The following is a 21,609-nucleotide window of genomic DNA, read 5'->3' on the forward strand; positions in this document are numbered from 1 at the left end:
GTATGGATCAATCGCCGGTGCGAATCGACGAGAGGCTGAAGCGGGCGAGGGTGAGCGAGTCGTGTGCGAATTGATTTCGCCCGTCCCGGCCGTTTTCGTAGAGGCAGAAGACTTGCCCATCGCCGGTCGATGCCAAGTCGGAATAGCCGCTGATGCCTGGGTCGATCGTCCGCCAGCTCGGCCAGGACTGACCGTCGTCAGCGCTGAGCCGAACCGTCAGGTTCTGCCGCGACCGTCGAGTCGAGTCGGGGCGACCGGGAACCGGCGCGAGGCTTCGCGGATTGGAAAAGAGAATGAGGTGCGTCCCGTTCCGATCCTTCATTGAAAGCAGGCTGCCTTGGCAGACCGGTTCGACGAGTTGGTCGTCGAAGCGAGGTGGAGACCAGTTGGTCGCGCCATCCTCGCTGATCGCAATCAGTCGGCGGTTTCGGCGATCCGTATTTCGGCTGTTGAACAGCACCCGTCCGTCACTCAATTCGACCGCGCAGGTCTCGTTGGGGTCGGCAAACTCAGGCGGCTTGGCGACGATCTCGCCCGACTGCCAAGTCGCCCCGGCATCGTCGCTGACGAGTGAGGTCACGCAAATCGTGCCGTGGGCGTTATCGCCGCGGCCCATCGACAACCAAACGGGCACGATCAGCCGACCCGACGAATGTCGCAATCCGTGGCCCGGTCCGGTGGCGACGACGCGAAAATCGAACTCGCTTTTCAGTCGCTCCAGCGCCGGCGTGACCTCCGTCGGCTCCGACCAGTTGATGCCGTCATCCAGACTGCGTTTGTACCAGCACGTTTGGTATTCGACGCAGTAGAGCAAATGGACCAGTCCGGGCTGATCGCCGGCAATCATCACGGCATTGTTGCAGGTCGGGCCGGCGGCGAGCTTCGGCGATCGCTGCCGAACGGCGATGGCGGCGGGATTGCGAGGGGTTTGCTCAGGTACGTTGGCGATGACCTGTGGCCCTGCCCAAGTCTGCCCGCCGTCCGTACTTCGCCGGCAGACGATATCGATGTCGGCCCAATCGTGCTTGGTGCGCCGGGCTTCGCAATAGGCGAGCAGAGTTCCGTCGGCGGTCGCGATCATTCCCGGGATACGGTAGACGGCATAACCTCCGCGTCCGGCTGCGTACAGGTCCTGCCGTTCGATTCCGCCAGCTTGGTCAGCTTGATCAGCGGCGGCCGAACACGCGAGGGTGAAGATGAGCGGCAGTAGCAATGATGCTGGTTTCAAGGAAGCGTCCTCGATGGAGTCTGGTTCTCAAATCGAAACGGCTGAGGCAACCGGAGCTGAGCCGAGCGAAGTACGGATCATTCTGACGAATTCGCCGTGGCTACGGATCGGTGGATTTATCTGTGGCGGATTGTCGCTGCTGTGGGCGTTGATCATTCTCGTCCCGACACTCAGCCTGCTCGGTCGACCCACGGCGCCAGCGTTGGAGTCTCTGTTTTGCCCGATCATACCGGGCGCGATCCTGGCGTGCGTGTCGATCAATCTGCTGTGGAGGTTCTACCTGATCGAAACCTCGCTGGAAGCCGGTGAGATCGTGGTGCGGGGGTTGATCCGGACCGACCGGATTCGCGTCGCTAACCTCTCGGCGGTTGAGTGGCGGCGGCTCTCCACGTTGGTCTGCTTTCACGAACGTGTCGCCGATGAGCACTTCGAAAACTACAGCTACAATGTGGAAGCCAAGCCGAAACTCAAACTCGACAATTTCGATCGATCGAGCCAGGCGACATTGATCCTGTGGCTTCGCGATCGGACCGGTCATGTCCATCACAACCAGTGGGCGTCCTTCTGCTGGCGATACGTTCGGCCGAAGTTTCTATCCGATCGACAACATCTTCTGACGCGCCCCGGCACTGAGCAGGTCGACGAGCAGACGCGTCGCTGGCGACGGGCGCTGGTGACGGTGAGCCTGGCTGCGCTGCTGCCGTCGATTATCGGCTGGTGGCGCGGGATCGAGGGACCGGCGTTGTTCGTCCCCGTTGCCGCGAGCCTGACGCTCGCGCTGCTCGCGGGAGGATTGGCGGCGTGGAAGTCGCTGCTGACCGAGATCTGCTCGCGTTGGCTATCAACCCCGACCGCGTTGCCGGGCCTGTTTGCCCTCGGGAACTTCGTCTTTGTCGCTTACGCGATCATCTTGGGGCACGTCTTACTCGTGCGAACGAACGGCTTCTTCGATACCTATCACCGCGGGGCCGCCGTCTTTGCGATTTCGGCAATCACATTGGAGATTATAGTTGCTGCCAGCCTTGTCGGGGAAAGTCGCAATGTCGAGCGAACGCTCGGACGGCCTCGGGCCGAATTGATCGAGCGGTGCCTTCGCGAACGATACGGCGATGACGCGGCGTGAGTCGAAGCCTCGCGGAACGGGCATCTTACGCGAGGCGACCGGACGCTCTCTCCGCAGAAACCGCGACACCGACAGGGGTTTTTACGGTCCGAGTTGCGGCTGATTTCGGGGAAACTCCGCGGTGCCGATCGGAGTTTGAGGCAGATACTTCAAACCCACGATCCGCATCGGTACACTCTGCGCGTTGCCGGTCGCGATCCCGTTCCCCCGTCGGTTGCCGGTCTCCGCCTCACATGAAGCGGCAGGCTGCGCATTTTATACCCATGGCCCTCTCCGAACTTCGCAAACTGGCGGAGCAACTCGTCGGAGAGCGGCTCGTCACTAAGACGCAGGTTCGGGAAATCGCGGCCGAGCTGAACGTCAAAGAAGCGGACGTTGACGCCTTCTTCAAGGTCGCGGTCCGCAAGGGGATTCTGACGTCGTTCCACGTGGAACGAATCAAGAAGGGGGAACTCGACGGGCTCGTGCTCGGGGACTACCGCCTGTTGTTCAAAGCGGCCGCGGGCAGCTTCGCACGGGTCTTCAAGGCGGAGTCGCTGCGTGACGGCCGAATCTTCGCGATCAAGCTGCTAAGGAATCGGCACGCGATGGTGGCCTCAGAAGTGGCCCGCTTTCACCGCGAAGCCAAGCTCTTGATGACGCTACGGCATCGCAATATCGTCCCGATCTTCGACGTCGGCAACGAAGGCGAGCATCACTTCTTTGTGATGGAGTTTGTCGGCGGGGGGAATCTTCGCGAACTCGTCACGATCCGGAAACGGTTCGAACCGGTCGAAGCCTGCCAGATCATTTATCAAATCGCCAAGGGGCTTGAGTACGCTTTGGAACGTGGCGTCAGCCATCGTGATTTGAAGTCATCTAACGTGCTGATGACGGAGACCGGCGTCATTAAATTGGTCGACTTCGGCCTCGCCGGACACGACGACCAATACGGCCTCGACGACCAGCGCGTCGTCGAATATACGGTGCTGGAGAAAGTCTCGCGTGCCCCGGACGACGACCCTCGTAGCGATCTGTACTTCCTCGGTGTGATCTTCTTCGAACTGCTTGTGGGGCGTTCGCCTTTGCGGAAGGCGGTGACCTACGAAGAGCGCAAGGAGCCGAGCCGCTACACGATGCTCGACCCGATCCGTCGGGTGCAGCCAACGCTCGCACTCGATGTGGCTGAGGTCGTCGATCATCTGCTGCGGGTCGACCCGGCGCACCGGTTTCAAACGCCCAAAGAAGTCGCCGACGAGCTCGCGCGGGTGCTCAGAAATATGAACGAGTCGGTCCCCGGAGAGGCACCGAACCGCCCGCCGCCGCGGCCTCTGGAGAAGCCTCGCCCCTCGGTGATGTGCGTCGACCATCGCCCGGCTTTTCAAGACAAGCTGCGGGACTACTTGTCGAAGCGCGGCTTCCGCGTGATGATCGTGAGCGACTCGTCGCGGGCGGTCGCGCGATTAAGAAACAACCCGCCCGATGCCATTTTGCTGATGGGCGATTCGGTCGGCGATGAGTTGTTCGAAGCTTTCGACAAAATTCAGGAGTGGAGCAACGATCCCAAAGTGGCCTGCGTGGCGGTGCTGGGCGAATCACTGATCGACCGCAGTGACGAACTGTGCGAGACCGGAAGTTGCAGGATCGTCAAACCCCCGATTGTGCTCCGTGACATCCGCCGCGAACTTTACCTGGCTCTGTCCAAAGTGCTGAGCGATTCCCGCATGATCATGCTGCCGAAGGTGGGCGAAGATTGAACGGATCGACTGACCAACCCGAAGCGAAGCCGGTGTCGTTTGGCGTCTTGGGGACCGGGCGGATCGCGACGAAAGTCGGCGCGGCAATTCGCGGTTGCTCCGCGTCGAAGCTCGAAGCGGTCGCGAGCCGATCGGAGGAGCGCGCCCGCTCGTGGGCGGATGAAAACAAAGCGGGGCGGTCGTTCGATTCGTACGACGCGCTGCTCGACGACCCGGCGGTCGAGGCGGTTTATATCGCGCTGCCGCCGTCACTGCACCGCGAGTGGACGATCGCGGCCGCCGAGCGCGGCAAGCACGTTTTGTGCGAGAAACCGCTCGCGATGAATGCGGCCGAGGGCGAAGAGATGATCGCCGCCTGCGCCGAAGCCGGCGTGCAACTGATGGACGGCGTGATGTGGCTGCACACGCCTCGCGCCCGCGACATGCGAAATGTGCTGGATGACGAGTTGCTCGGTCCGATCCGCCGGGTGACTTCGGCCTTCACATTTCACGGTCTGCCCGGCTGGGAACCGGCGACCGAGTTGCGATTGCGGCCCGAATCGGGCGGCGGTTCGCTGTTCGACCTCGGCTGGTACAACGTCGGCGTTTCGCTGTGGGCGTTCGGAAAATTGCCCGAGCGCGTCTGGGCGACCGCCCGGTTCGAGCACGGCGTTGATGTCGAAGCGAGCGGCGTGATGTGGTTTGAAGGCGGCGGCGTCGCCTCGTTCGATTGCGGATTCGACACCGCCATGCGGAAGTGGTTTGAAGCCGGCGGCACTCATGCCTCGCTCATTTGCGACGACTTCGTCAGGGCCTGGAAGCCGGAGAAGCCCCGCTTCTGGATTCACGACAGCGGTGGCAAGAGCTCGGAACATATCTCCGAATCGAGCGATCAGATCGAAGACATGGTCGCCGACTTCTGCCAATGCGTGCGGGACGACCTCGATCCGCGGTGGGGTCAGATCTCTCTGCAAACGCAACGGGTGGTCGATGCGCTACTCGAGTCAGCGCGGCGAGGCGAGACGATTGATTTGGGGTGAATACCCCCAAAACAAGCCCGCAGCGCAAGCAAGGGATTTGCTCGTCGATTCCCAACTTTTCGTGAACGTCTCCCGCTATTCGAGAGCACGCTTTCGATTCCGAGTTCAGGGCGTGAGATTGAGGTCCCTTGCTTGCGCTGCGGGCTTGTGTGGGTCGCTCAAAAGTCGATCAAGCGCCGAAGAATTGTCGCATCGCTCGGTCCCGTCCCTGCATTTTGGTCTCGTTCAGCGCTATAAATGAGTGCTGAGATCAGCAGGCTGACACCGCTCGCCCGAAGGTTTGATTGCACTCCGATGACCGCTTCCGAATTCATTGCCGACCAGATCGCCGACATCCGCGGCGAATTGCTTGAGCATTCGATTTACCGCCGTGTCGATTCTCCCTCAGCCCTGCGTATTTTCATGCGGAGCCACATCTTCGCGGTGTGGGATTTCATGTCGCTGTTGGGGCGGTTGCGACGGGAAGTCACCTGCCCGGCGGCCCCGTGGCTTCCGCCGACTGATGCGGCCTTGGCCCGATTCGTCAACGAGATCACGCTCGGCGAGGAATGCGATGAGGACGGCCGGGGCGGCTACGCCAGCCACTTCGACCTGTACCGCGAGGCGATGGCGGAGCAGGGGGCCGACACCGATCCGATCGACGAAATGCTTGATCATCTGCGATCAGGCCGGTCATGGGAAGACGCTCTGGGCGGCCTCGATGTTCCACGTGGAACGTCCGAATTCACCCGGCACAATCTCGACCTGGCCACAAACGGCTCCGCAGCCGAGGTCGCGGCCGCGTTCTGCTTCGGTCGCGAGGATCTCATTCCAGAGATGTTCACTCGGCTCGTCGCGACGCTGCAAGATCAGGGCAGCCGGACGGAGCGGTTCGTGTACTACCTGCAGCGGCATATTGAGATCGACGGGGATGAGCACGGCCCGCTCTCGCGGCGGCTCGTCGACCGGCTGTGCGGCGATGATCGTTCCACGTGGAACGCCGCGGCGGGTGCGGCCCGCGAGGCGATTGCAAAACGAATTGGGCTCTGGGACGGCATCGCCGACGAAATCCGATTACGATCGGATTGCGTCGAACACGTCTCCGTTTAGCCGCGACTGCCAGGGAGCGCTCCGACCGTGAAACTCCGCTGGATCAAACTCGGCCTGGCGATCCTCGCCGCTACGCACACGCTGTTGGCGATTGCGTTGGCGATCAGCCTGCGACTGGAACCCCCCGCTGCGGGACTGCTCGATATCGATACGATTTGGCGCGGAGCGCAACTTTCGCTACTCGTCGGGCTCTGCCTGCTGGCGCTTCTCGCGGCAATACCATCCGTCTCGCAAACTTCCGCAAACCAGTGAATTGGATCGAACGTGAAGCGCTGGATATCGCGGATTACAGCCGGAGCCGCGTTCGTCTTGATTTTTGCCGCAGTTGGCCTCGTGGTCTCTTTGCTGAATAACCCGCCGGCATTCGGTCTGCTTGATATCGAGAGCGTTTGGCGGATCGCGATGTTATCGCTCTTGGCGGGGTTAACATTGTTCGTCGGATTCATCTGGACTCGATTCCGCCGGGAAAGAACTCTCTGCGGCAGTAGTCCCGCTGGAAATGATTATCCACCGACCGTCGACCTCCTGTCGCGGATCAAATTCGTTCTTGCGATTCTTTCCGCGACACAATTGGTCTCAGCGGTGCTTTTTGTTTGCGGATTGGCAATCATCTCACCATACCTCAGGCGGCCTCCGGTCTGGTTCATGAAGGTGTCGATGAGCATGGTCGCTATTTTCGTGCTGTGCGGTTTAGCAACCTTTGTGATATTGATTTCGATAATGGTCGTCGATCGATTTTTCGGTATCAGGAGGAGCGGGGGCGTGGGTCCAGAGTCAGCGAATGATGATTTTGGCGAACCTGATCATGCCTGATACACTCTCTGATGAGAGCGGGGATTGGTTACAATTCCATCCACTTTCGGTTGACTCACCCGCTGGGGAAGTGATAATTGCGGGCCACTCCTTTGGGAGTGAACAATGCGGCTGTAGCTCAGCTGGCTAGAGCGTCTGCTTGCCATGCAGAAGGTCGAGGGTTCGAATCCCTTCAGCCGCTTTTTCCAAATAGCTGTCAGCTTTTCGCTGCCAGCGATCAGCATCAAACGGCCCTCGCCGGTGGCGGGGGCTTTTTCTTTCTCGGTCCGTGAAACGCTTTCCTCGCGCCGGACCCTTGAGCGTTACACCCAGAATTGCGAAGCTGACAGCTGACAGCTGACAACTGATAGCTGATAGCCGCTCGCAGAGCCGGAGATTTTGATGAGTACTGACGTCGCCGCACCCGAAGCCGAAGAAAAACGCCTGAATCTCAACGTCGACGTCAAAGATTCCGGGCCGTGCCTGAAACACGTCCGCGTCACCGTCGCCCGAGAAGACATCGACGGCTGCTATGACGAGATGACGGATGAGTTCTCCGAGTCCGCCCAGGTGCCCGGCTTCCGCCCAGGCAAGGCACCCAAAGAACTCGTCATGAAGCGGTTCAAGGACGACCTCGACGTCCGCGTGAAGCAGAAGATTCTGTTCGAAAGCCTCGAACAGCTCGCCGAAGAGCAGAATCTGGAGCCGATCAACGAGCCCGATCTCGATATCGAGACGCTCGACATTCCGGACGAAGGTGACTTCGAGTACGAGTTCGACGTCGAGGTTCGCCCCGATTTCGACATGCCCGATTACACCGGTCTCGAGATCGAACAGTACGACGCCGACGTTTCCGATGAGCAGGTGCAGGCGGCGATGAATCGCTACCTCGCCCAATACGGTCAGCTCGTCCCGGAAGAGGGGAACGCCGAGATGGGGGACCACCTCACCCTCGCGGCGAAGTTCACCCACGGCAACGACGTGATCCACGAGATCGAAGAGTTCACCGCCGAACTCAAGCCGGTCCTCTACCTGCGTGATGCCGAGATCGACAACTTCGGCGAACTGCTCGAAGGGGCCGAGATCGATGCGAAGATCACGACGGAGATCAGCGTTTCGCCCGAGGCCGAAAAGGTCGAGCTGCGGGGTGAGAAGGTCACTGCCGAGTTCGAATTGCTCGACCTGAAGCGGCTCGAATTGCCGGAGATGAACGCGTCGCTGCTCGATCGCGTGGGCGTCGAGAGCGAAGAAGAACTGCGTGACAACATCCGCAATTCGCTTGAGCGGCAGGGCAAGCACCAGCAACGGCAGCACGCCCGCAATCAGGTGCTGACCAAGATCACCGCCAGCGCTGACTGGGAATTGCCGGAGAAACTGGTCCGCCGGCAAACCGACAACGCGCTGCGTCGAGAGATTCTCGAAATGCAGCAGGCCGGTTACACCTCCGCGGAGATCCGGGCTCGTGAGAATCAGATTCGCCAGAACGCGATCAGCGAAACGCGAGAAGCCCTCAAGCAGCACTTCGTGCTCGATAAGATCGCCGAGCAGGAGAACATCGAAGTCACGTCGCAGGACATCGAGATGGAAATCACGATGATGGCAATGCAGGCCGGCGAAAGCCCGCGTCGCGTCGCCGCCCGCCTCCGCAAGAGCGGCATGATCGAAAACCTGCAGGCCCAACTTCGCGAGCGGAAGGCGATCGACTTCGTGCTCGACAAGTCGGAGATGAAAACCGTCCCCGCCCCCGGCCGCGATTCAGATCGCATCGAAGCCGTCGACGAATCAGTCTGCGGCTTCGTCGATCACCAACAGCACGACCACGACCATGACGGGGATCACGACCACGACCACGACCATGACGGGGAGTGATTGAGAGAGTTGGAAGCAGGGAGTGACGAGAGGTCCGGACGCGTGAGCGTATCAGTTGGCAATACCCTGCGTTCGAATTGCGGAACTGAGCGCACACGTCTGTGGGGTCGTTGTGTCTGAGCGGTTCATAGATGCCGGAGCGACGCTCGATTCCTTCGATGACCGCATTTTACACTGCTGTCCTGTATGCTTGCGGCAGGCGGAGTTTTCGAAGCTGAAAGACTGCATCACTTGTGGTCATTGCGAGCACTTTCGCCAAAACCTGAATTCTTACCGCATTGATTCCAGCGAGGGGCTGCTGGTCTTGTTCGATGGCTCCGCGCACGAGCTTTGGCTCCGAACATATCTTCGCGGCCATACTCTGTGAACGCTCAATTACGAACACCTTACGTTTTTGGAGCGGTATATAGCCGCTCATCACCGCCAGCGCGGCCAATCCTCTTACGGAATCAGGAATCAGACACTGGTGAGTCGAATGCCGCGTTGGATGAGTTCGGCAAAGGCGAGGCCCGATATTCTGAAGGCAATCGAGCGGATGCGCAAGCGTTAATCAACTCGACCGCAATCTGGATTGTGCCGTTGTTGAAGTAAGAACCAGGCGAGCGGAAAGCGTGAGCATTCTAATTCGTGGTCACTCGTGACCGATTCCGCCACAAAGTCCGCGAATATTGAACTCGACTTACCGTAAGTGATCGCGGAACTGAAGGTGCTCACGTTACGCTCCAATACATCGTCTGGTTAGCCGAAGGTGATTTACTTTGTGGGGCTGCTCGTGTCGGACGCTTACCGGTATTTTGTTCAACGCCTGCAGCACACGATCGCTCCGACCGACTCCGCGATCGCTGCTGCTCTTGGGCTGTCGGCCTTAAGAGCAAAGCACCGGGTGGATTGGGGTGACCGACGTTGGGGCTTTCGGGGTGCGATTGTTGGCAAGCTTTGGGTTCTGAGGTTCCAACCGTCCTTCAGAACACACGGTGTCATCGCGCTCGCGGTCGTTGACGACGCAGTCGGTCGTAGGCAAATTCGTGCGGCGGTCCTCGCCGAGAATATTGTTAGTTCGGTTGTCACACCGCGCGATCCGCTGGCTTGTGATCTGATTCTAGACCTCAGCGATTCAAGTAGGCGTGTGAATCTGGATGGCTACTCTTTCAGTCTTGATTGGGAGAACTATCAGGCCAGTTTCACCTTCGAATCGAGCACTCTCTCTGAGGGCAGCATGCTGAAGGTACTCAGGATCTCAGTTGGTTTCGCAGACGAAATCGCCCGCTCCAGCGGCCCCAAAACCCTACGGGAAATTACTGGCGGGTGGGTTCGCTACCTTGACCCCGACGACAAGTGGGGGAATTGACAGGACTCTGCGAGCGGATTGGGAGAGCGTGTCGTTGAAGAGTCTGGTCGGTGTGGAGTTACATCGAACCAGCTGACGCCTGCCTTTCAACTCAATTGATCCCAACGAGCGGGACAAGACCCATTTCATTGAGCGACGTTGAATTTGGGACGTGGTTACACACCGCGATGATCGTGGCCACGAACATCGCCACTATTCAGCCAGGTCTGCTTCGACTTCCAACAGAGCCTGAGCCAATTCGGCAAGGGTTTGCTCGCGGGGTGGTGTGTAAGGGGTCATTCGCTCAAGGGGCTTTCTGAAGCCCCAATTGACGATCTCGACAGCCTCACGCACACGACCAAGTCGAATCAGCAGGCGGGCCGCCCGCATTGGATCGTGAGGGACCGGCTCGGCCTGAACGCGAGTGATGCCGTTGAATGAACGGCCGTTTCCGGTGTATCGGAGGCCGACGCGAATGCGGCTCATGGTTCGACTCAATGCAGCCTCGCCTGCTTTGTTCAGCCCGGCTTCGAAGAATATGTCGGCCAGACGTAGGTCGACGTCATTTTGTGCTGCGGTCGGCTTGATCATCCTGACGTGCTCAACCACGTCGTTTGCAAGATCGGCGGCCGCATCGAGTCGGCCTGCTTTGATATGATGTTCGGCGATCTCTACCAGCGCGAGGGTCGTCGCTTGCCCGGTCGTCCATCGGGCGGCGATATCGGACGAATAACTTGTCTCGTCGACTGCCAGAAGCGCTTCGATTGCCGTGGGGGCGATTTCGGCCATTTTCTGCAAGCCGAGAAATTGAGCCGCGGCGTCGGCCCAGGCGGCAAGGCGTTCGGCTCGGTCGTGTTCGCCCAACCGCTTCCAAGCGGCGACTATCTGGACGACAGAGGCCAAGTTCGGAATCGAAGAGTGCTTTTCGACGTCCCCGTCGCGACGGTCGGCGACGTAGTCGACCGGTGCCGTCGCGACCGTTTCAAGAAGCGAGATGAGTTTGATTGCATACTCGCGTTCGTCTTGCGAATCAGCCAGTCGAGCGACCTCCGGCCACCAAGCCAGGGTTCGCTGCAGGTCGTAGTCCAGGAGCTTCAAGATTTGGTCGGACGATTGATCAGGGAAGCGTTCTGGTAAAGTCGCCAGTGCCTCGTACGAGTATTCGGTCCACGGTTTGATCGTCTTCCAGGCATACTTTGCCTCGCCGACTTCGACACAAAGTCTGAGCAAAGGCAATGCACTTTTGAGCGGATATGGCCGACGATCAGGTTTCGGTGTGCGCGGCTTCCCCTTCGATATGAACAACTCGTGGCTGAGTGCTTTGCGAGCCGCCTTCCGAGCCGCTTGCATATTGCCGCGGGCGAGTTCCCGCCGAACGACGTAGGTGTAAGTCTGGGAAGCACCGAAAAAGCCTTTCTTCCAACTGAGGTCACGACCAAACAGATCGAAGAATTCCTCCCATCGTCCTTCGTCGATGAGGCGGTTCTTGATGACGCCGTAGCCGCCGCTCCGATTCAGACGCTTCCGATCCTCTTTCGCGTACGCGATCATCTCTTCAGCTGACATTCGTGCCACTCTCTCCCGCTCTGGTCGCTGCCTCGCGCCAACGATAATTGCCGATTCAACGGTGTGATAACGGTTACTAAATTGCTCGACCTCGTCGAGCCGATTGAGCATCACCATCGCCTTTGCCCATTCGCGGACAATTGTTCGGCGCGTATTAACTGAGCCGACATTCGGATAGTTGTTGATCGCCAAATCGGCGAGACGCGAGGCCAAGGTCATCCGCCGATTGATTCGATATTCGGCTGCCGAATCGCCGGGCCGGACTGCTTCGACAGATATCGGTGCTGCGTCTTGGCCGCACGCCGATTCGCCCATCAAGGGTAGACCGACGACCGAAACCGCGAGCGAGAGAAATCTGAGTGAGTCGAAGAGCCGTCGCATGTGAGGTTTCCGGTACCGGGGAGTGCGGTTGATGGACCGCTGCCTAGCATGATTGGCGGAACCAGCAGCGGAAAGTCTCCACTCGACAAAAATCACCTGCAAGAGTGTTGAGGCGAACCGGGATCGTTGGTGAGAATGAGTCGCCATGAACATCCGCCTTTACGATCTGCTCGGGTTTGTTCAGCCGGGGCTGTTCTGCTTCTCGGTGGGATCGGCCCTGCTTGCCTGGCTGTATCTGTTCCTCTCGATCACAGCGTTGCTGGGGAAGGAAGACCAAAGCCAGATTCGCGAATTTCAGTTTGGTGCGGTCAGACTGTCGGCCTTGGGAGCGGCCCTCGCTGCGTCGCTGGCAGGAGTTCAGGCGGCCGAGAACTATCGCTCATTTCTCAATGCCTTCTTCGGCCTCGATCCCCGCATCTGGCTGATTGGCGGAGCGCTGATCGTGGGGCCGGGCATCCTCGCCGGTTGCTGTTCGAACGGCTGGTTGAATCATAGCCGTCGAGAGCGTCAGCGAATCACAATCATCAGATTAAGATTCGAGGTAGAGATCCCGCGCCCCGACGAGTTTCATTAGACTCAGTGATCGACTCCACTTTGTTCGGCTGTCTCATTGTGAGGTCTCTGGATGTGGCCGCTGATCTACATTATTGGATTTCTTTGCGTCGTACTGGTCGTGGTAAAAGTGATCGAATGGGTGTGGCTCCATTTCGCTGGAATGGGCTCCGATGCGATCGGTCGAGGCGGAGCAATCTTGCCCCGGCGTCGCGGACTTTGCGAACGATGTCGCGGGCGGGGGTTTGAGCACCTGACGGGCGATCCCGAGAAAGTCTGCGAATGGTGTGATGGCACCGGCTGCGACCCGAGAGGGCCGGGGGACGATGCCGACATCGATCATTAGTCTGCCGATCGGAGTTCGGTGGCTTTCATCCAATTCGCGCAACCAAGCCCCCTCGGTTGGAGGAACACACGGTGCGCACCGCCTCTGTTCGCCCCGCCGGTGGGTGCAGTTACCTAATTGCAGCTTCCCATGCGGCGGATGTTGCCGCGGCAAAACTGCCGGGCGCGCGTCCGTTTTTTTTTAAGAGCTGTCAGCTATCGGCTGTCAGCTACCAGCAAGACTTGGGTAGCCCGGCCTTTCATGGCCGGGTGCCGACAGGCACAAGATGCCGTTCGAGAACATTAAGAAAGAGTTGGAGGCCGACTGCGAGAGTGAAATTAATGAATTTCGAGTGGCACGGACAACGTCCGTGCGGCGCAGCCGCCAGAGTATTCAGCTACCGGCCATAATTAACATTGGACGCCGGACTGGTAGGGACATCTCTGCCCAGATGCTCTTGTCGCTGCGCGACCCGGACGATGTCCGGGCCACTCTTAAACGGGTAGCCCGGCCAATTTTGGCCGGGTGCCGACAGGCACAAGATGCCGTTCGAGAACACTAAAAGAGAGTGAGAGGCTGCCAACTGGAAAGAACTTAATAATCCCCGAGTGGCACGGACACCGTCCGTGCGGCGCAGCCGCCAGAGCATTCAGCTGCCGGCCACAATTAACATTGGACGCCGGACTGGTAAGGACATCTCTGCCTGAGTGCTCTACGCGACCCGGACGATGTCCGGGCCACACTTTGATTTACTGTTTGAGAACAATATGAGATCGTTGAAGGCCGACTACGAAAGTGAAATTAATAAATTCCGAGTGGCACGGACACCGTCCGTGCGGCGTAGCCGCAAGAGTATTCAGCTACCGACCACATACAACATTCGATGCCAAATTAGCAGGGATATCTCTGACTGAAATCTCTTGTCGCTGCGCGACCCGGACATCGTCCGGGCCACTCGCTTGAATCATCAATGTTGGTCATCGAATCGCCGATCTCGGCAGGGACCGACAGGCAGAAGATACTGTTCGAAGGCGTCACAGGAGTAAGGGTGGCCGACCACTCAAGGACACCTTCTCGAAAAGCATCTTGTCGCTGCGCGACCCGGCCGTGAACGGCCGGGCTACCCGCGGTCGGGACGACCGGGCGCCGTCTCCGCCCGTCCCATGACTTCCGACTCCTGACTCCTGACTTCCGACTTCCGACTTCCGACTTCCGACTTCCGACTTCCGACTTCCGACTTCTGACTTCTGACTTCTGTTTCCCGCCTTCCCGCTCCCCCTCATTTCCCGCTCCTCCCAAACCGCTCTCCTTGATCGATTCCCCCTCGCAACGTATCGTTCGGGGCGTCAATTCGATTATGGAACGGAGTTCAACATGACCGACCCGCTTTCTTCCCTGGGGCTGTCCCTGTCGGGAGCCGCTCACAGCCCGACCGACCCGATGGCCGCCGCGCGGGATTACCAGCGTCAGCGGCAGATGGGCATCGGCGATCTGCTGCTTGAGAATCGCATTATCTTTCTCGCCGGGCCGATCATGGATGAGAATGCGAATCTCACCGTGATGAAGCTGCTGTACCTGCAGGCCGAGAACCGGCACCAAGACATTCACATGTACGTCAACTCACCGGGCGGCAGCGTCACCGCCACGATGGCGATTTATGACGTCATGCAATTCTGCGATTGCGACGTGAGCACCTACTGCGTGGGGCTGGCGGCGTCGGGTGGGGCGATCGTGCTCGCCGGGGGGGCGAAGAAGAAACGGTATGCGCTGCCGCACGCCAAGATGATGATCCACCAGCCGTACGGCGAAGTCGGCGGGCAGGTCTCCGACATCGAAATTCAGGCGCAGGACATCCTCAACACGCGGGAGTCCCTCAACCGTGTGCTGGCCGATCACACCGGCCAGCCGATCGAGCAGATCGCAAAGGACACCGAGCGGGATCGTTACCTGACCGCCCCGCAGGCCGTGGAATACGGCCTGGTCGATCAGGTCCTCGAAAAGGTGAAGCAACCGAAACCTTAACGTTTGATTCAATCTGTTCAGCCAAGACCGGAAGGGAGCGCGCTTCCTCTCGGGCGCGGCTGAACGGGAAACAGACATATCCCGCATTCAACGGAATTTGATCCATGAATATGACCACTCTCGTCCCGTACGTGATCGACAAGAACGGCCGCGACGAACGGGCGATGGATATCTACAGCCGGCTGCTGAAGGATCGCATCGTGATCCTCGGTTCGCAGGTCAACGATGACGTCGCCAACAGCCTTGTCGCCCAATTCCTGTTCCTCCAGTTCGAGGATCCCAAGGCCGATATCCACTTCTACATCAACAGCCCCGGCGGCAGCATCACCGCGGGGATGGCCATCTACGACACCATGCAGTTTTTGAGCTGCGAAGTGGCGACCTACTGTCTCGGTCAGGCGGCCAGCATGGGTTCGCTGCTGCTAACGGCCGGTACCAAGGGCAAGCGGCACGCGCTGCCGAATGCCCGGATCATGATCCACCAGCCTCTGGCCGGATATCAGGGGACGGCAACGGACCTCGACATCCACGCCAAGGAGGTCATTCGGATCAAGCGCAAAATGAACGAGATCTACCAGAAGCACACCGGCCGGGGTCTGGAGGAACTCGAACGCGATACCGACCGCGATAATTTCCTCTCCGCCGAGGAAGCCCGCGAGTACGGGCTGATCGACAAGGTGATCGAAGAGATCGGCAAGCCGATTTCGTAGCCTGCATCAAATGTGATTTCGCAAAGCCCACGGGTCGCCGCCCGTGGGCTTTTCTTGTGTACTCTCTGCAAGATGAATGGACGCGACGGGCTTCCACGATGGAACCGCAGCGCGCAACGCGTCATGCTGTGTTTTCACTCTTGCAACCCCGGAGAAACGCATCGATGGACGAAGTTGACACGCCGCACGATTCACTGACCGAAGAAGACGTATCGCATCTGAAGATTCTGGCGATCGTTCACTATGTGTTCGCGGGGCTGGCCTGCCTGGGGATGTGCTTCCCGGCTATGTATATTGGGGTCGGTATCGGCGCGATGAACGGCAATATGGAAGTCGAAGGTAACATGGACCCGGAAACATTCGGGCAGATCTTTCTGGCCATCGGGATCGGACTTGCGGTTTTCATCCTGCTGGGGGCGTTCCTGCAATTCTATATTGGCCGGTCGTTGTCGACTCGCACGAACTACATGTTCTGCTTCGTGGTGTCGGCGATCAATTGTTTGAACATTCCGATCGGCACGCTGCTTGGCGTGTTTACAATCATTGTGCTGCAACGCCCGACGGTGAAAGAGGCCTTCGGGCAGGAGTGAATGCGGATGCGGATTCGCATGAAGTCCCAAGAGTGAAGTTTGCAAATGGACGACTTCCTGCCGGCGATCTTTTGCGTCGCCGAACTGGTTTTCGCTTCGCCCTGTTTGATTGCGGCGTTCGGGTGCGGAATGCTGCTCGTTGCGAAGTCAGATCAGCTCGGGGCCGCAGCCATACCGGCTCTTGGCGCGATGGGACTGTTTTGTTTGGCCGAGGGCTCGGAGGCGATCTATCAACTGCTACCCGACTTCGGCCCGCTGCCAATTGGGGCACTCGACCTCTATTCCTGGGACTACGTTATAACCGAGGTCGCCGCTGCAATTTTTCGTGGCGGAGCGTGCGTGCTGTCTGTCGCTGCCTTGTTCACACTGACGCCGCGAGACGTACTTCCACGCGATGAAGGCCGAGCACAACTCGAATCGCCAGGCCAAACCGTGTCTGATGATTTTTTCGAAGTCGACCTCCCATGAGCGGTTTCAACCTGTTTCGCGGACGACGTTAATTGATCAACTCCCCCATTCAAATCGGTAGAATTCTGAGCGTGGCTTCGGTCGCGATGTTTGCTCCTGGGTATACGGCGCAAGCCGAACCACTTGTCGTTGAATCTGCTTTTGTCCGGCTCAATGAAGACGTCGAGGTGCCGGCGCGGCAGGCGGGGGCGCTCGCGGAGATCGCGATTCAGGAAGGAGCGACCGTCGAACGCGGGCAGTTGCTCGGGATCATTGACGACCGCGATGCGAAGTTGGAAGTCGAACGCGCCGATGCGGCGTTCCGCATCGCCGATCGGCAGGCCGAGGACCGCAGTCAGGTGATCTTTGCCAAAAGCGCGATGGAGTCGGCCGAACGTGAATTGCAGCGAGCTCAGCGAGCCCGCGAAGCCGTGCCCGGAAGCGTTTCACAGTCGGAAATTGAACGGCTCGCCATCGAAATGGAGCGGCGAGAGGCCGAGTTCAAACGTCTGGAGCAGGAGCACGCCGTCGCGAGGCTCACCGCGAAGTTGCGGCAATCGGAACTGAGCCAAGCCAAACTCAGACTCGAGTTAACCCAAATCGATTCCCCGCTCGGGGGAACCGTGGTCGAGTTATACAAGCACGCCGGAGAGTGGGTGGAGCCGGGGCAACCGGTGGCCCGCGTCTTGCAGATGGACCCCATCCGGGTTGAGGGATTCGTCCCGCACGCACAGATTCCCGAGGCCGGGCTGCGCAACTGGACGGTCCGCGTCGACAGCAACGAGACCGGCGAGAAACTTTCTGACTCAGGCCGTATCGCGTTCGTCGATCCTGAGATCGAACCGACCACCGGGCAGGTGCGGATCAGGGCCGAGATCGAAAATCCGGCTTATCGGATCAAGCCGGGCCGCCGGGTCCGTTTGGTGATTGCGCCGCCCGAGACCGAGGCGGATGAAGAGCCTTCGACCGGGCAAGGCGAGTAATACGGTGTCCGCATCAGGTCCGGCTTCCCCGGCTCCTTCACTCAACGAGCGCCGCATTCCGCTGCGGCAGCGGCCCGAACTGGCGGCCTATCCACAGCAATTTCGCGGTGAACGGGTCTGGTGCCTTAAAGACGCCACCTCCCTGCGTTTCTTTCATCTGAACAACGAAGAGTACCACATCTTCCGCTGGCTCGACGGACGGCGGACCGTCGGCGAGCTGCTGTCTCTGTTTCGAGCCGAGTTTCCGGCGGTTCGCATCACGCCCGATCGCATTGTGGCGTTCGTTTCACAATTGGGACGGGAAGGGTTGTTGATCTCCGATGCTCCCGGCCACGGTGCTTCATTGTGGAGTGCAGCCCGCCGGCGCGACATGTTGCGAACGCTCATGCTGCCTTCCGGAGTCCTTTCGATTCGGCTGCCGGGCATCGATCCGCAACCGCTGCTCCGCCCGCTCACGGCTCTGTGCGGTTGGGCGTTCGGTCCCGTCGGGCTGGTCCTCGGGACCATTTGGATCGCCCTCGGGGCAGCGGCCCTGTTTTCGATGAGCGACGAGCTCGTTCGAAGTCTGCCGCTGATGTCCGAATTCTTGACGGTCGACAATGTTCTCCTGCTGCTGGCGACCATCGCCGCGATGAAAGTGCTGCACGAATTCGGCCACGGAATTTGCTGCCTGCGTGTCGGCGGAGAGTGCCGCGAGTTGGGGGTACTCCTGTTGGTCTTCACACCGTGCCTCTATTGCGATGTGAGCGATACATGGCGGATGCCCGAAAAATGGAAACGGATCGCCGTCGGTCTCGCCGGTATATGGGTCGAACTCCTGCTGGCGGCGACCGCGGCGCTCGTCTGGTGCGGAAGTGAACCGGGCATCTGGCGCACCCTCGCATTGAATGTGATGCTGATCGGGTCGATCAATACCCTGCTGTTCAACGGAAATCCGCTGCTGCGATATGACGGCTACTTCGTGCTGTCGGACTTGCTCGAGATTCCGAATCTCGCGGTCGAGGCCGGGCAACGTTGGCGAGAGCTGCTTCGAAACTGGTTCTTCCCCGGTTCGGAACATCAATCGTTCGATGCCCGAAACCGCACGCTGCTCGTGTATGGTCTGCTCTCAACGCTCTATCGGCTGTTCGTGCTGGCGGTCATCTGGTTACTTGTCTGGCGTGTGCTCGAACCCTGCGGGCTTGGCGCGGTCGCGATCGCAATGGGCGCCTTCCTTGTGGTCGGGCTTGTTCTATCCCCAATAATGAATGTCGCAACTCTGTTGAAATCTCCAAGTCTTCGCGCATCGTTCTCCATCCCGAGGGCGATCGGATCGGCCGTTGCATTCGCCTTTTTGATCGGGCTGTGCGTCGCCCTGCCGTTGCCCGACGCCGTTAGTGCACCGGTCACGATCCAACCGGCTGAGGGTGCGCCGGTGTACGTCGCGCGCGGCGGAAGAATCGATTCCGCCGTTGCGTCCGGAGCGTTCGTCAAACGAGGCGATGTCCTCATGAAATTGAACGATGCCGATTTGACGAGGGAATTGATTGAATCCAAAAGCGAAATTGCGGCCGCGACCGCACGCCTGGCCGGATTGGAAGCACGCCGCTTCGCTGAGCCGGAAGCAGCCGCGCTCCTGGAATTAACGCGAGAGTCGTTGAATTCCCTCAACGAAACCGTCGCGGAACTGCGGCGGAAGCGGGACCGGCTTTCGATTCGTGCTCCGATCACCGGACAGGTTGTCGCCGGAATAAATCGACCGGCTTCTTCTGACTCGACGGCCGAACCTGACCCGGCCGGCTCGCCCAACTGGACAGGTACCCCCCTCGCGCGCAAGAACCGCGGTGCGTGGCTACTACCGGGAACGCTGATTTGTGAGATCGCGCCGTCTGAGAATCGCGAGGGAGTCGCCCTCGTCTCCGAAGACGGCATCGAACGCATTGCCGTCGGTACGGAAGTCCGACTTTGCCTCGATGCCCGACCGCTTGAAGTGATCGAAGGCCGAGTTGCAGTCATTGCTGAAGAGCCGGTTCGCGACCTGCCGGAAGAGGTCATCCGCTCGGGCCGACTCGCGGCCAAGGCCGCAGGCGACGGCTCAGTGGAATCGAATCAAACGGTCTACGAAGTTCGAATCGTGTTCTCGAACGAAGACAAAGTCGCCGGTCTTCCCGTTCGCTCCACCGGCACGGCTCGCCTCAGTGCCCCGGGGCGCACGCTTTGGGAAAGGGTTTATACCGGATTGAGGCGGGTGTTCAATTTAAATGCGTGAAAACTAAATTCGTAATCTTCCAGAAGATTGATGTTTTCAACTCATCAGGTGAGTGTCTACCTTAAACAGTAACCTCTTCCGAACACCCGGCACGGTTTTCATTTTAGCGACTAGACGTACTTCACAGGCCGGTTCGCGCTATTTAGGATGTCCTTGGTGTGACAAACCTGATGGATTGCCGTCGTCGGGTATGCCAAGCGGGGTCGAATCAATCTGCGCGAACGTTGCGGCTTATGATCAAATTGCACGGCTCGAATATCTAAGTCAGCCAGACTTAATTGTCGATTGGCCTCTTTAATAAGAGGATATTTCTGAGAGCGAGATCTTCTTTTTCTCTCGAAAAATGGTGATCTAACCGCAGCTTCCCTGCGGTCCCCAACTCGACTCGCAGGCTATTATTGGTGCCGAGCGCAATTAGTGCATCTGCGTGTGAGTCAATGTCTCCCGGCTCGAAGAGCAGGCCAGTTTTGCCATCGACCACGATTTCAGGAACGCCGCCGCTTCGGCCGGTAGCGACCGGGCAGCCAGCGTCCATCGCTTCAAGAAATACGACACCGAATGCTTCTTCCTGACGCGTCTGAGGGCCAAGTCTACTGTGCAGCGTGAAAACATGGTGCTCATCCATGAGTTGACGGACGCGGCTCGGTTCGATCGATCCCAGGATTGTTATTCGGTCTGAGACCACCGAAGACTGAGCAGCTGCTATGCAGTCATCCAATAACAGTCCGTCTCCGGCAATCGTCAGGGTGGCATCAAGCCCTCTTGCGCACGCTGTTTCAAAGGCTGAGATCGTCTCAAGCGGGCCCTTACAATCGATTAATCGTCCGAGAAATAAGAATCGAATTGGCCCGTCACTCTCATGTTTCTCAGCAATCGTTTTTGTCAACGATCGGCTTTCAATCCCATAAGGTTTGATGTACGTCTTGCAAGGTATGACGCCGGCTTGTGTTAATCGCAGGTGAACTGCTTCTGATGCCACGATCACTTCTGACCGGCGGCAAATATCTTGAACCCGGTCTAAATAAGATGCCGGATGCGCTTGTCGAAATGGAGGTCGACCCTCTCTCAAATCGAAAGTTGCGTCATAACCATGAGCATGAATGACAGTACGTCGCTGGAGTCGGCAGATTGCCTCATCAAAAGCAATCGCTCTGGTCATGAAATGAATGAAGAGGGTGTCGGCTTTGACCTCGTTAATGACCTTCTCGAATTGTTTGTTTAACGCCCAGTTGGAGTATAACTTGTACGGGATTCGTTTGAAGAGATATGGAAAATAAAAATCTGAGCTTTCGATATCCCTTATAGGGTTGCGGATACAGAAGAAGGGGGTGTCGCCGATCAGCTCGGCTGATTGGTCAGAAAGGGGGTCTGTGTCAATGACAGCTACTACATTCGTCCCGATAGCAGAAAACATGCGTCGCATCCATGGCACGGAATTTCCACCAAGACCTTCTGTAATTAAGCAAATCCGGGGTTTCAATTGTGGTTTCCATAGAGTGGGGATGGAGCTTTAAAAGAGATCAATCAGTTCTAAGAAAATGCGTTTAACTACATGCGACTTGTGGCAACTGTTGAATTAAAACGCTTCGTGAAAAACCTGAC

19 protein-coding genes and 1 tRNA gene are annotated in these 21,609 nt (G+C 58.7%); 17 read left to right on the forward strand and 3 right to left on the reverse strand.

Annotated features, from left to right (window positions below):
- Positions 1-7 precede the first annotated feature (7 nt).
- Positions 8-1,228, reverse strand: coding sequence for a sialidase family protein (locus Pan189_RS06520; protein WP_145363143.1), 1,221 nt, complete (start codon positions 1,226-1,228; stop codon positions 8-10).
- Positions 1,229-1,241: 13 nt separating this feature from the next.
- Here Pan189_RS06520 and Pan189_RS06525 point away from each other — a divergent pair, with 13 nt between their 5' ends.
- From Pan189_RS06525 to Pan189_RS06565, 9 genes are all read left to right on the forward strand, one after another.
- On the forward strand, positions 1,242-2,351 hold the full coding sequence (locus tag Pan189_RS06525; protein ID WP_145363144.1) for a hypothetical protein: 1,110 nt from the start codon (positions 1,242-1,244) through the stop codon (positions 2,349-2,351).
- Positions 2,352-2,614: 263 nt separating this feature from the next.
- Positions 2,615-4,087, forward strand: coding sequence for a protein kinase domain-containing protein (locus Pan189_RS06530; protein WP_310821177.1), 1,473 nt, complete (start codon positions 2,615-2,617; stop codon positions 4,085-4,087).
- A complete protein-coding gene (locus Pan189_RS06535) occupies positions 4,084-5,106 on the forward strand; it encodes a Gfo/Idh/MocA family protein (protein ID WP_145363146.1) in 1,023 nt (340 codons plus the stop codon). Before Pan189_RS06530 ends, Pan189_RS06535 begins: the two co-directional genes overlap by 4 nt.
- A gap of 294 nt (positions 5,107-5,400) precedes the next feature.
- A complete protein-coding gene (locus Pan189_RS06540) occupies positions 5,401-6,195 on the forward strand; it encodes a DUF3050 domain-containing protein (protein ID WP_145363147.1) in 795 nt (264 codons plus the stop codon).
- 27 nt (positions 6,196-6,222) lie between these two features.
- On the forward strand, positions 6,223-6,447 hold the full coding sequence (locus Pan189_RS06545; protein ID WP_145363148.1) for a hypothetical protein: 225 nt from the start codon (positions 6,223-6,225) through the stop codon (positions 6,445-6,447).
- 57 nt (positions 6,448-6,504) lie between these two features.
- Positions 6,505-7,008 carry a hypothetical protein gene (locus Pan189_RS06550; RefSeq protein WP_145363149.1) on the forward strand — a complete coding sequence of 168 codons (504 nt, stop codon included), beginning with the start codon at positions 6,505-6,507 and terminating at the stop codon, positions 7,006-7,008.
- A gap of 107 nt (positions 7,009-7,115) precedes the next feature.
- Positions 7,116-7,189: transfer RNA gene (locus Pan189_RS06555), tRNA-Gly, on the forward strand.
- A 200-nt stretch (positions 7,190-7,389) separates the two neighbouring features.
- The gene (gene tig / locus Pan189_RS06560; RefSeq protein ID WP_145363150.1) at positions 7,390-8,856 is read left to right on the forward strand and encodes a trigger factor; all 1,467 of its coding nucleotides are present in this window, start codon (positions 7,390-7,392) and stop codon (positions 8,854-8,856) included.
- A 772-nt stretch (positions 8,857-9,628) separates the two neighbouring features.
- Positions 9,629-10,204 (forward strand): hypothetical protein, encoded by a 576-nt coding sequence (locus Pan189_RS06565; RefSeq protein WP_145363151.1) that lies wholly within the window; start codon positions 9,629-9,631, stop codon positions 10,202-10,204.
- A gap of 192 nt (positions 10,205-10,396) precedes the next feature.
- Here Pan189_RS06565 and Pan189_RS06570 read toward each other — a convergent pair whose 3' ends face one another.
- Positions 10,397-12,130 carry a hypothetical protein gene (locus Pan189_RS06570; protein WP_145363152.1) on the reverse strand — a complete coding sequence of 578 codons (1,734 nt, stop codon included), beginning with the start codon at positions 12,128-12,130 and terminating at the stop codon, positions 10,397-10,399.
- Positions 12,131-12,275: 145 nt separating this feature from the next.
- Between Pan189_RS06570 and Pan189_RS06575 the strand changes: the two genes are divergently transcribed.
- From Pan189_RS06575 to Pan189_RS06615, 8 genes are all read left to right on the forward strand, one after another.
- Positions 12,276-12,704, forward strand: a complete 429-nt coding sequence (locus Pan189_RS06575) for a hypothetical protein (protein ID WP_145363153.1) — start codon at positions 12,276-12,278, stop codon at positions 12,702-12,704.
- 51 nt (positions 12,705-12,755) lie between these two features.
- Positions 12,756-13,028: a hypothetical protein gene (locus Pan189_RS06580; protein WP_145363154.1), complete on the forward strand. Its 273-nt coding sequence runs from the start codon at positions 12,756-12,758 to the stop codon at positions 13,026-13,028.
- Between the two features lie 1,419 nt (positions 13,029-14,447).
- On the forward strand, positions 14,448-15,029 hold the full coding sequence (locus tag Pan189_RS06590; RefSeq protein WP_145366111.1) for a ClpP family protease: 582 nt from the start codon (positions 14,448-14,450) through the stop codon (positions 15,027-15,029).
- A 110-nt stretch (positions 15,030-15,139) separates the two neighbouring features.
- Positions 15,140-15,739 carry an ATP-dependent Clp protease proteolytic subunit gene (locus tag Pan189_RS06595; RefSeq protein WP_145366112.1) on the forward strand — a complete coding sequence of 200 codons (600 nt, stop codon included), beginning with the start codon at positions 15,140-15,142 and terminating at the stop codon, positions 15,737-15,739.
- A 164-nt stretch (positions 15,740-15,903) separates the two neighbouring features.
- Positions 15,904-16,329, forward strand: coding sequence for a hypothetical protein (locus Pan189_RS06600; protein WP_145363156.1), 426 nt, complete (start codon positions 15,904-15,906; stop codon positions 16,327-16,329).
- A 45-nt stretch (positions 16,330-16,374) separates the two neighbouring features.
- Positions 16,375-16,797: a hypothetical protein gene (locus tag Pan189_RS06605; protein WP_145363157.1), complete on the forward strand. Its 423-nt coding sequence runs from the start codon at positions 16,375-16,377 to the stop codon at positions 16,795-16,797.
- A 71-nt stretch (positions 16,798-16,868) separates the two neighbouring features.
- Positions 16,869-17,759, forward strand: a complete 891-nt coding sequence (locus Pan189_RS06610) for an efflux RND transporter periplasmic adaptor subunit (protein WP_310821179.1) — start codon at positions 16,869-16,871, stop codon at positions 17,757-17,759.
- Positions 17,728-20,007: a hypothetical protein gene (locus tag Pan189_RS06615; protein ID WP_145363159.1), complete on the forward strand. Its 2,280-nt coding sequence runs from the start codon at positions 17,728-17,730 to the stop codon at positions 20,005-20,007. The genes Pan189_RS06610 and Pan189_RS06615 overlap by 32 nt, the downstream gene beginning before the upstream one ends.
- A 274-nt stretch (positions 20,008-20,281) precedes the next feature.
- Here the strand turns inward: Pan189_RS06615 and Pan189_RS06620 are convergent, their stop codons facing one another.
- The gene (locus Pan189_RS06620; protein WP_310821180.1) at positions 20,282-21,421 is read right to left on the reverse strand and encodes a glycosyltransferase family 4 protein; all 1,140 of its coding nucleotides are present in this window, start codon (positions 21,419-21,421) and stop codon (positions 20,282-20,284) included.
- Between the last annotated feature and the right edge of the window lie 188 nt (positions 21,422-21,609).

The sequence above is a fragment of the Stratiformator vulcanicus genome, assembly GCF_007744515.1.
In the GTDB taxonomy this organism is placed as follows: Bacteria; Planctomycetota; Planctomycetia; order Planctomycetales; family Planctomycetaceae; genus Stratiformator; species Stratiformator vulcanicus.

Coding starts and splice junctions, on each gene's coding strand:
- Pan189_RS06525 (WP_145363144.1), top strand. CDS start 1,242: ATGGAGTCTGGTTCTCAAATCGAAACGGCTGAGGCAACCGGAGCTGAG.
- Pan189_RS06530 (WP_310821177.1), top strand. CDS start 2,615: ATGGCCCTCTCCGAACTTCGCAAACTGGCGGAGCAACTCGTCGGAGAG.
- Pan189_RS06540 (WP_145363147.1), top strand. CDS start 5,401: ATGACCGCTTCCGAATTCATTGCCGACCAGATCGCCGACATCCGCGGC.
- tig (WP_145363150.1), top strand. CDS start 7,390: ATGAGTACTGACGTCGCCGCACCCGAAGCCGAAGAAAAACGCCTGAAT.
- Pan189_RS06570 (WP_145363152.1), bottom strand. CDS start 12,130: ATGCGACGGCTCTTCGACTCACTCAGATTTCTCTCGCTCGCGGTTTCG.
- Pan189_RS06575 (WP_145363153.1), top strand. CDS start 12,276: ATGAACATCCGCCTTTACGATCTGCTCGGGTTTGTTCAGCCGGGGCTG.
- Pan189_RS06580 (WP_145363154.1), top strand. CDS start 12,756: ATGTGGCCGCTGATCTACATTATTGGATTTCTTTGCGTCGTACTGGTC.
- Pan189_RS06590 (WP_145366111.1), top strand. CDS start 14,448: ATGGCCGCCGCGCGGGATTACCAGCGTCAGCGGCAGATGGGCATCGGC.
- Pan189_RS06595 (WP_145366112.1), top strand. CDS start 15,140: ATGACCACTCTCGTCCCGTACGTGATCGACAAGAACGGCCGCGACGAA.
- Pan189_RS06600 (WP_145363156.1), top strand. CDS start 15,904: ATGGACGAAGTTGACACGCCGCACGATTCACTGACCGAAGAAGACGTA.
- Pan189_RS06605 (WP_145363157.1), top strand. CDS start 16,375: ATGGACGACTTCCTGCCGGCGATCTTTTGCGTCGCCGAACTGGTTTTC.
- Pan189_RS06615 (WP_145363159.1), top strand. CDS start 17,728: ATGAAGAGCCTTCGACCGGGCAAGGCGAGTAATACGGTGTCCGCATCA.
- Pan189_RS06620 (WP_310821180.1), bottom strand. CDS start 21,421: ATGTTTTCTGCTATCGGGACGAATGTAGTAGCTGTCATTGACACAGAC.